Origin of the sequence: Martelella sp. UBA3392 (assembly GCF_002358775.1) — a bacterium.
Lineage (GTDB): Bacteria > Pseudomonadota > Alphaproteobacteria > Rhizobiales > Rhizobiaceae > Martelella > Martelella mediterranea.
In genome coordinates this window covers 24503-32194 of sequence record NZ_DEPM01000249.1, presented here as the reverse complement: position 1 = coordinate 32194, position 7692 = coordinate 24503, and the positions used below count along the sequence as shown (strand labels likewise).

Sequence of the window (7692 nt, the reverse complement as noted above, 5' to 3'; positions counted from 1 at the left end):
TCCACGCCTGCCGGCCCCAATCGCGCAATCTTTCCGTCACCCCTCGCCCGCCCGGCTTTTTCCATGGCCGCCCTTTACAAAGCCGGCTCTCTTCCCCGATATCCGAAGCATCCCAAGATATGAGGTTTCCCGCCATGTTCTTTGCTTCCGACAACTGGTCCGGCGCCCACCCCGCCATCGGCGCTGCGCTGATGCGCGAACAATCCGGCTACGCCAATGCCTATGGCACCAGCGCGCTCGACCGCAAAATCGAGGCGAAGTTCAACGATGTGTTCGAGCGCGAGGTCGCGGTGTTCTTCGTCGGCACCGGCACGGCGGCCAACTCGCTGGCGCTTTCCTCCGTCGGCCGGCCGGGCGGCGTGGTGTTCTGCCACAAGGACGCCCATATCGCCAATGACGAGGGCGGCGCGCCGGAATATTTCACAGGCGGCGGCAGGCTGGCCACGGTTTCGGGTGACAGCGGCAAGATGAACCCCGCGGAGCTGAAGCGGATGATTGCGCGCTATCCTGCCGATTTCATCCATCATGGCCAGCCGATGGCGGTATCGCTGACCCAGTCCACCGAGGTCGGCACCGTCTACGCGCTGGACGAGATCGACGCGATCACCGCTGAGGCGAAGGCGCATGGCCTGCCGGTCCACATGGACGGCGCGCGCTTTGCCAATGCGCTGGCGGCCCTTGACGTCACGCCCGCCGAGATGACGTGGAAGCGCGGCGTTGACATCCTCTCCTTCGGCGGCACCAAGAACGGCTGCTGGTGCGCCGAGGCGATCGTGTTCATGAACCCCGACCAGGCCCGCGACATGCCGTTCATCCGCAAGCGCGCCGCCCACCTGTTCTCCAAGACCCGCTTCATCTCCGCCCAGTTCGACGCCTATCTCGAAGGCGGGCTCTGGCTCGACCTTGCCCGCCATTCCAACGCCATGGCGGAGCGGTTGCGACAGGCCTTCCGCGCGGCAAAATCCGCCCGGCTTGCCTGGGAGACTGCCTCCAACGAGGTGTTCATCATCCTGCCGGAGGACGCGGCGGACGCCGCCCGCAAGGCCGGCGCGCAGTTCCACAACTGGCCGACGCCCGCCGACCAACCGGACCTCATCGGCGAAGGCGAGGCCCTGATCCGCTGCGTCACCAGCTTTTCGACCGAGGAGCAGGAAATCGATCGCTTCGTGTCGTTTCTGTAGAGAGGGCCCCGGTTCGCACCGGCCCGTCTAGATCTCCCGTTCAAAGCGCTCACGCCCCCATCACGGACCGGTCATCCGCCGTGAGGGGATGATGACGCGCCATTGATTTCCAGTTGAAGCGCCTCTTTGCCACACTTCATCACGCAAGGCCGACCTTGCTTACAACCGATGAAGAGGAGAGCTTCATGTCCAAGACTTCAAAAATCAGCGCGGCAACACTTGCAGGCGCGCTCGCCGTCGCCGCCGGCGCGATTGCAACCACCACGCCAGCCCAGGCCGCCAACGTCAAATGCTACGGCGTTGCCATGGCCGGCCAGAACGATTGCGCCGCCGGCCCCGGCACCACCTGCGCCGGCACCTCCAAGGTCGATTACCAGGGCAATGCCTGGAAATATGTCGAGGAGGGCACCTGCACCGAGATGATGCTGCCCGGCGACCGGATGGGCTCGCTGGAAGCGCTCGACCGCGACCTGCCGGCAATGTGAGCCCCGCCGCCGGCGTCCCCCCACGCCGGCGGTCTTTTTCCCGGAGGCGACGATGAACGCGATATCCAGAAAATTCGAAAGCCACGGCGTCATTCCCGCCCGCGCCGGCGCCGGTTTCAAGACCGCCCATGCCGATGCCATTCTCGCCGACGCCTATCGCGTCGGCTTTCTGGAGGTGCATGCGGAAAACTATATGGGCGAAGGCGGCCATCCGCACCGCATCCTCACCCGCATGCGCGCCGATTTTCCGCTGTCGATCCACGGCGTCGGCATGTCGATCGGCGCACCCGGCGGGCTTGATCGCGCCCATCTCGCCCGGCTGAAGCGGGTGGTGGAGCGCTATGAGCCCGGCCTCGTGTCCGAGCATCTCGCCTGGTCGACCCATGAAAGCGCCTATTACAACGACCTGCTGCCGCTGCCCTATACCGAGGAAACGCTGGCGCTGGTCGCCGCCCATGTCGATGAGGTCCAGAGTGCCATCGGGCGGACCATCCTGCTCGAAAACCCGTCCACCTATGTCGCCTTTGCCGAAAGCGCGATCCCCGAGACCGAATTCCTGGACGAGATCGCCCGGCGCAGCGGCTGCGGCCTGCTGCTCGACGTCAACAACGTGCATGTCTCCGCCATCAACAACGGCTTTGACGCCATAGATTATCTGAAGGCCTATCCGCTGGAGCGGGTTGGCGAGATCCATCTCGCCGGCCATGCCGAGGACAGCGACGATAACGGCGCGCGCCTGCTGATCGACGCCCACGACCGGCCGGTGGCCGATGCCGTCTGGGCGCTTTACGAATTTGTCCTGAAACAGGCCGGCCCGCTGCCGACGCTGATCGAATGGGACAATGACGTGCCCGACTGGCCGGTGCTGAAGCGCGAGGCTAAGATCGCCGACGCGATGATTGCCGACCATGCCGGCCGCTCCCTGCTGGGGGCGCGTCATGGCTGAGCCAGCGAGAACACAGCCGCCGCGCACAGGATTTCCGGCGTTCGCCGCAAGCCTGATGCGGCCCGACGCCGGCATCCCCGCGGGCGTGATCAACCCGCTCGGCGGGCGAGCCGACAAGCGCTACGCGGTCTACCGCAACAATGTCGCGATGAGCCTGAAGGGCGCACTTGGCGATATTTTCCCGGTGACGCGGCAGGTTGCGGGGCAGCGCTTCTTCGATGCCATGGCGCTTGAATTTCTGGCGGGAAACCCGCCCCGTTCGCCGATCCTTGCCGAGTACGGCCGCGACTTTCCGGATTTCGTGGCCGGTTTCGAACCGGCGCGACGTCTGTTCTTTCTCGCCGATCTGGCAAGGCTGGAGCGGGCCTGGCTCGATGCCTATCACGCCGCCGACTGCCCGCCGCTTCCACCCGAAACGCTTCTGTCGCGCGATCCGGAGGCGTTGATGGCAACGCGGCTTTGCCCCCATCCCGCCGCCCGGCTTCTGGAGCTCGGCTCCGCCGCGGCCAGCATCTTTCTCAGAACAAAGGCCGGGGAAAGCCTGAAGGGCCTCGCCCCTTCGCCCGCCGAAACCGCCTTGATCGCCCGTCCGCATTACGATGTCGCCGTCCATCGCGCCACACCCGGCGAAGCCGCCTTTATGAAGGCGCTATTCGAGGGCGAACCGATCGGCGAGGCAGCCGAGCGCGCAGGTGAAGACGATGACGGCTTCGATCTCTCGTCGGCCTTTGCGCTGGCGCTCACCACCGGCGCATTCGCCGCGATAAGCCCGGAGGATGCCCCTTGATGAACCTTCTCCATCGCCTTTGCGGGCTTTACAGCGGCACCGCCAAAGCCCTCGAGCGGGGCTTGGCCTTCTGGCTGCCCGGATTGCTCGCCCGCTTCGTTTTCGCCGCCACGCTCTGGTTCTACTTCCTGAATTCGGCGCTGACGAAGGTCGGGCCCGGGTTCGCCGGCTTCTTCATGGTGCGCGACAGCGCCTATTACCAGATCGCGCTGCCGGCCGTGGAGGCCGCCGGCGGCGACATCTCCCAGGTGCCGTTCTTCTGGCATCTGGTGGTCTATCTCGGCACCTATGCCGAATTCCTGCTGCCGCTGATGGTGGTGTTCGGCGTGCTGACGAGGCTCACGGCGCTCGGCATGGCGATCTTCATCGCCGTCCAGACCGTGGTGGACATCACCGTCCACCAGGTCGGGCCGGAGACCATCGGCGCGCTGTTCGACCGCTTCCCGGATGCCGTTATCCTAGACCAGCGCCTGCTATGGCTGTTCCCGCTCGCCTATCTGGTTATCTACGGACCCGGCCTGATCTCGGTGGACGGTTTGGCGGGCCGCATCCTTTGCAGGCGATAGACGCAAAAACGGCGCCCCTCGCGAGAGGAGCGCCGCCCGTTCATCTCAACCGCGCTGATCAGGCCGCGGTTTTCTCACTGTTCTTGCCGACATCGGCGGAGATCATTCTGGTCTGGTCGCCGTCGCGGGTTTCGATCGCGATGCGACGGGGCTTCATGGCTTCGGGGATGTTGCGCAGAAGCGCCACGTGCAGGATGCCGTTCTTCAGGCTGGCGCCGCGCACTTCCATGTGGTCGGCGAGCTGGAACCGGCGTTCGAAGGCGCGCTTGGCAATGCCGCGATAGAGATATTCGCGACCGTCATCAGCTTCTTCCTCGGCCTTTTCGCCACGCACCGTCAGCACGTTGGCATGGGCTTCGATCGAGAGTTCGTTTTCGCCGAAACCGGCTACGGCCATGGTGATCTGGTAGTCGTTTTCACCGGTGCGCTCGATATTGTAGGGCGGATAGGTGGGGGCCTGTTCAGGCTGGCCTACGGTATCAAGCAGGTTGAAAAGCCTGTCGAAACCGACAGTGGAACGATAAAGGGGCGAAAAATCGACGTTACGCATGTTGTCCTCCTTTGAGCGACGAGTTTGCGATTTATTCCCGGCAATCCCGAGACCGGCGATTACCTGGAACGGTTACGGACCCGAGCTTCGGCGTCCGACGCGATTTATCTGGGATTTTGCCGATATTTTTTCAAGAGTTTTGCCGCCCGCAAACGCCACGCAACTTCGAACACGCTATCCGCGATTGCAGATGGCGCCAACTCGCCTTATGGATGAACGGGAAATGAATGCCGTATTGCAGCTCCGTTCAGGGGGAATGGGGCATTCGTTTCCTCGCCGGGAACTACGGCGCACCCGTCCCGGCACCGTTGTCGCTCTTGACCCAGCGGCGGCGGGAACCTTGGCCGGAACCGAGCCGCTTTTACCCCTGTTCAAGCGGATGGTTCCGGTCCTTTTTTTCGGTAATTCCACAATCAGGGCCGTCAATTCAGCCGTTGAGCACCGCAAGCGCCGCCGCGTGCAGCGCCGGCGTCGCGGCGGCAACGATGTCCCCGCCATCTTCCGCCCGTCCGCCGTTGGCCGTCGTGACCACGCCGCCCGCCTGTTCGATGATCGGGATCAGCGCGCCTATGTCATAGGGCTTCAGCCCGGTTTCCACCACCAGATCGACGAAACCCGCCGCCAGCAGGCAATAGGCATAACAATCCGTGCCGTAGCGGGCGAGACGCACATGCGCCTCGAGCCGGTCGTAGCCTGCCTGAAGGTGGCCGGCGATGATGCGCGGCGATGTGGTGAACATCACCGCGTCTTCAAGCGCCTCGCATCGCCGCGTCTTCAGAATACGCGGCCCGCCCGGGCCGGCATAATGGCTCTGCCCGCCATCGGCGAAATAGCGCTCGCCGGTAAAGGGCTGGTCCATCAGGCCCATCATGGCCCGGCCATTGCGGTAGAAGCCGATCAGCGTGCCCCAGACCGGCACGCCGGAGATAAAGGCCCGCGTGCCGTCGATCGGGTCGATGACCCAGACATGTTCACGCTCCAGCCCCTCCGCGCCGTGCTCCTCGCCGAGAATGCCGTGATCGGGATAGTGCTCGCCGATCAGCGTCCGGATCGCCCGTTCTGCCGCCCGGTCGCCTTCCGTCACCGGATCGAAACCGCCGGCCAGCTTGTTGTCGACATCGAGCCCGGAGCGAAACCGCGGCAGGGTCTCGGCGGCGGCGGTGGCGGCGAGCGTCTCGAAGAAATTGCGGTCGGGCAGCATGTCATGTCCTTCGGTTCGGTATTGGTCTGTATTCGCGCGTATCGCCCGAATTCACGCGCCCCGCCACAGTCTGATGGAAAGAAAATGGAGTTGGATCGGGAAAACGGCTCCGCCGGGAAGCAAACCCGCGTAAAAAATGGGCTATACGCGTAAAAATTAGACATTGGTCGATGATGCGCAAATATCAGGCAAATTTGCTTGACAGTCATCAACCCGTCATCTAAGGTTCAATTACAGTCTTTCGACTGTGAATACCCTCCTTGGGTGTTTCCTCCCTAGACTTAACCGCGCCACAAGCGCGGTTTTTTTTGGCAGAATCATTCCGCCGCAAGGCCGGGCGCCTCCCCCTCCGCAATCAGGAACGCCGCGAACTCGCCGATGAACAGGTTGACCGCCTGCTTGACCGCGACGAATTCCGGCTTCTTCTGCAGGCTCGCCTCATCGGCATAGAGCCGGCGCGAGATCTCGATCTGCAGCGCGTGGCAATCGGCTGCCGGGCGCCCGTAGTGCTCGGTGATGAAGCCGCCGGCATATGGCTTGTTGTAGGCGGTGGAAAAACCCATGCCCTCCAGGATCGAGATCGCGGCATAGGCGATCGCCGCCGAGGCGCTGGTGCCGTAGCGGTCGCCGATGATGAAATCCGGTCGCCGGCGATGCCCCCCGACCGACACCGTTCCGGGCATGGAGTGGCAGTCGATCAGCACCGCCCGGCCGAAATTGCGCCGCGTCTCCTGCAGCAGCGCCTTGAGGCTCTGGTGATAGGGCCGGTAAATCCACTCGATCCGCGACAGCCCCTCCGCCACATCGAGCGGCGCGTCATAGATCGGCATGTTCTCCGCCACGATCTTCGGAATGGTGCCGAGCCCGCCGATAACCCGCGGCGAAACCGCGTTGACATGAGCGGGCAGCGGGCCGGAAAACATCCGCGGGTCCAGTTCGAACGGCTCGCGATTGACATCGAGAAAGGCGCGGGGAAAGAACGCCCGCTGCAACGGCGCGCCAAAGGCGGGCGCGGCCGAAAACAGCTCGTCGACATAAAGATCCTCCGAGCGGCGAATCTGCTGCGCATCAAGCCGCGAGGCGGCCAGGAATTCGCGAGTATAGACCCGGCCCGAATGCGGCGAGTTGAAGACAAGCGGCAGGGTCTGCGTCTCGGGGCGGATCACCTCGAAGAACACGTTCCGGCCATCGCCGTCCGCCTGACGCTCCTGTCTGCCCAGCTCTGTCACCCTTGCTCCTTCGGCGCTTCAATGGATGAAATCTAGGACGCCCGGCCCCTCCTGCCAAGACGCCTTGCGGGCGCTTGAAAAGTTTGGGACCGTCTTTATTGCTTGTTTACGACAGAGGGTCTATCAGACCGTTAATATGCGCCGGAATGGTTGAGCTGATGCTGATGAAAATCCTGCTTGCGGAAGATGACGATGACATGCGCCGTTTTTTGGTGAAGGCGCTGGAAAAGGCGGGCTACCAGGTCGCCGCTTTCGACAATGGCGCAAGCGCCTATGACCGGCTGCGCGAGGAACCGTTCTCGCTGCTTCTGACCGACATCGTCATGCCGGAAATGGACGGGATCGAACTGGCGCGGCGCGCCACCGAGCTCGACCCCGACCTCAAGGTGATCTTCATTACCGGCTTCGCCGCCGTGGCGCTGAATGCCGATTCGCAGGCCCCGAAGGATGCCAAGGTGCTTTCCAAGCCGTTCCACCTGCGCGATCTGGTCGACGAGGTTGAAAAGGTGCTGGCCGCCTAGAGCATCGGGCGAAAAAGTGGAATCCGGTTTTTCGACAACCCGATGCGTCAAAACAAACACCTAGATCATCGGGCGGTTCAGATTAACCGACCGATGATCTAAGTGGCCTACAGCCCCCGTCAAAAAAGCTTCAGAAATAAGTTGACGCCGCCGCCAAATTTTGGAATACACCGCGCCACGGATGGGCGTGTAGCTCAGCGGGAGAGCACTACGTTGACATCGTAGG

Annotated in this window: 9 protein-coding genes; 6 read left to right on the top strand and 3 right to left on the bottom strand. The window is 63.3% G+C overall.

Annotation, left to right across the window (positions count from 1 at the left end):
* Positions 1 to 134 precede the first annotated feature (134 nt).
* The 5 genes from B4E36_RS19910 (at position 135) to B4E36_RS19890 (ending at position 3965) form a co-directional block, all read left to right on the top strand.
* A complete protein-coding gene (locus tag B4E36_RS19910) occupies positions 135 to 1181 on the top strand; it encodes a threonine aldolase family protein (protein ID WP_292053597.1) in 1047 nt (348 codons plus the stop codon).
* 185 nt (positions 1182 to 1366) lie between these two features.
* Positions 1367 to 1666 carry a DUF2282 domain-containing protein gene (locus B4E36_RS19905; RefSeq protein ID WP_292053598.1) on the top strand — a complete coding sequence of 100 codons (300 nt, stop codon included), beginning with the start codon at positions 1367 to 1369 and terminating at the stop codon, positions 1664 to 1666.
* 52 nt (positions 1667 to 1718) lie between these two features.
* Positions 1719 to 2612: a DUF692 domain-containing protein gene (locus tag B4E36_RS19900; protein ID WP_292053600.1), complete on the top strand. Its 894-nt coding sequence runs from the start codon at positions 1719 to 1721 to the stop codon at positions 2610 to 2612.
* Positions 2605 to 3399 carry a DNA-binding domain-containing protein gene (locus tag B4E36_RS19895; RefSeq protein WP_292053602.1) on the top strand — a complete coding sequence of 265 codons (795 nt, stop codon included), beginning with the start codon at positions 2605 to 2607 and terminating at the stop codon, positions 3397 to 3399. Before B4E36_RS19900 ends, B4E36_RS19895 begins: the two co-directional genes overlap by 8 nt.
* The gene (locus B4E36_RS19890; RefSeq protein WP_292053604.1) at positions 3399 to 3965 is read left to right on the top strand and encodes a DoxX family protein; all 567 of its coding nucleotides are present in this window, start codon (positions 3399 to 3401) and stop codon (positions 3963 to 3965) included. The genes B4E36_RS19895 and B4E36_RS19890 overlap by 1 nt, the downstream gene beginning before the upstream one ends.
* A 58-nt stretch (positions 3966 to 4023) precedes the next feature.
* On the opposite strand, the gene B4E36_RS19885 is transcribed toward B4E36_RS19890, so the two are convergent.
* From B4E36_RS19885 to B4E36_RS19875, 3 genes are all read right to left on the bottom strand, one after another.
* Positions 4024 to 4515: an Hsp20 family protein gene (locus tag B4E36_RS19885; RefSeq protein WP_345900734.1), complete on the bottom strand. Its 492-nt coding sequence runs from the start codon at positions 4513 to 4515 to the stop codon at positions 4024 to 4026.
* A 427-nt stretch (positions 4516 to 4942) separates the two neighbouring features.
* The gene (gene hisN / locus B4E36_RS19880; protein WP_292053611.1) at positions 4943 to 5716 is read right to left on the bottom strand and encodes a histidinol-phosphatase; all 774 of its coding nucleotides are present in this window, start codon (positions 5714 to 5716) and stop codon (positions 4943 to 4945) included.
* Positions 5717 to 6033: 317 nt separating this feature from the next.
* Positions 6034 to 6945: an N-formylglutamate amidohydrolase gene (locus B4E36_RS19875; RefSeq protein ID WP_292053614.1), complete on the bottom strand. Its 912-nt coding sequence runs from the start codon at positions 6943 to 6945 to the stop codon at positions 6034 to 6036.
* A 158-nt stretch (positions 6946 to 7103) separates the two neighbouring features.
* Between B4E36_RS19875 and cpdR the strand changes: the two genes are divergently transcribed.
* Entirely contained in the window at positions 7104 to 7466 is a 363-nt protein-coding gene (cpdR, locus tag B4E36_RS19870) for a cell cycle two-component system response regulator CpdR (protein WP_018064862.1), read from the top strand.
* Positions 7467 to 7692 lie beyond the last annotated feature (226 nt).

Excerpts from the sequence above, each read along its gene's own strand:
- B4E36_RS19910 (WP_292053597.1), top strand. The coding sequence starts at position 135 with ATGTTCTTTGCTTCCGACAACTGGTCCGGCGCCCACCCCGCCATCGGC.
- B4E36_RS19905 (WP_292053598.1), top strand. The coding sequence starts at position 1,367 with ATGTCCAAGACTTCAAAAATCAGCGCGGCAACACTTGCAGGCGCGCTC.
- B4E36_RS19900 (WP_292053600.1), top strand. The coding sequence starts at position 1,719 with ATGAACGCGATATCCAGAAAATTCGAAAGCCACGGCGTCATTCCCGCC.
- B4E36_RS19895 (WP_292053602.1), top strand. The coding sequence starts at position 2,605 with ATGGCTGAGCCAGCGAGAACACAGCCGCCGCGCACAGGATTTCCGGCG.
- B4E36_RS19890 (WP_292053604.1), top strand. The coding sequence starts at position 3,399 with ATGAACCTTCTCCATCGCCTTTGCGGGCTTTACAGCGGCACCGCCAAA.
- B4E36_RS19885 (WP_345900734.1), bottom strand. The coding sequence starts at position 4,515 with ATGCGTAACGTCGATTTTTCGCCCCTTTATCGTTCCACTGTCGGTTTC.
- hisN (WP_292053611.1), bottom strand. The coding sequence starts at position 5,716 with ATGCTGCCCGACCGCAATTTCTTCGAGACGCTCGCCGCCACCGCCGCC.
- cpdR (WP_018064862.1), top strand. The coding sequence starts at position 7,104 with ATGCTGATGAAAATCCTGCTTGCGGAAGATGACGATGACATGCGCCGT.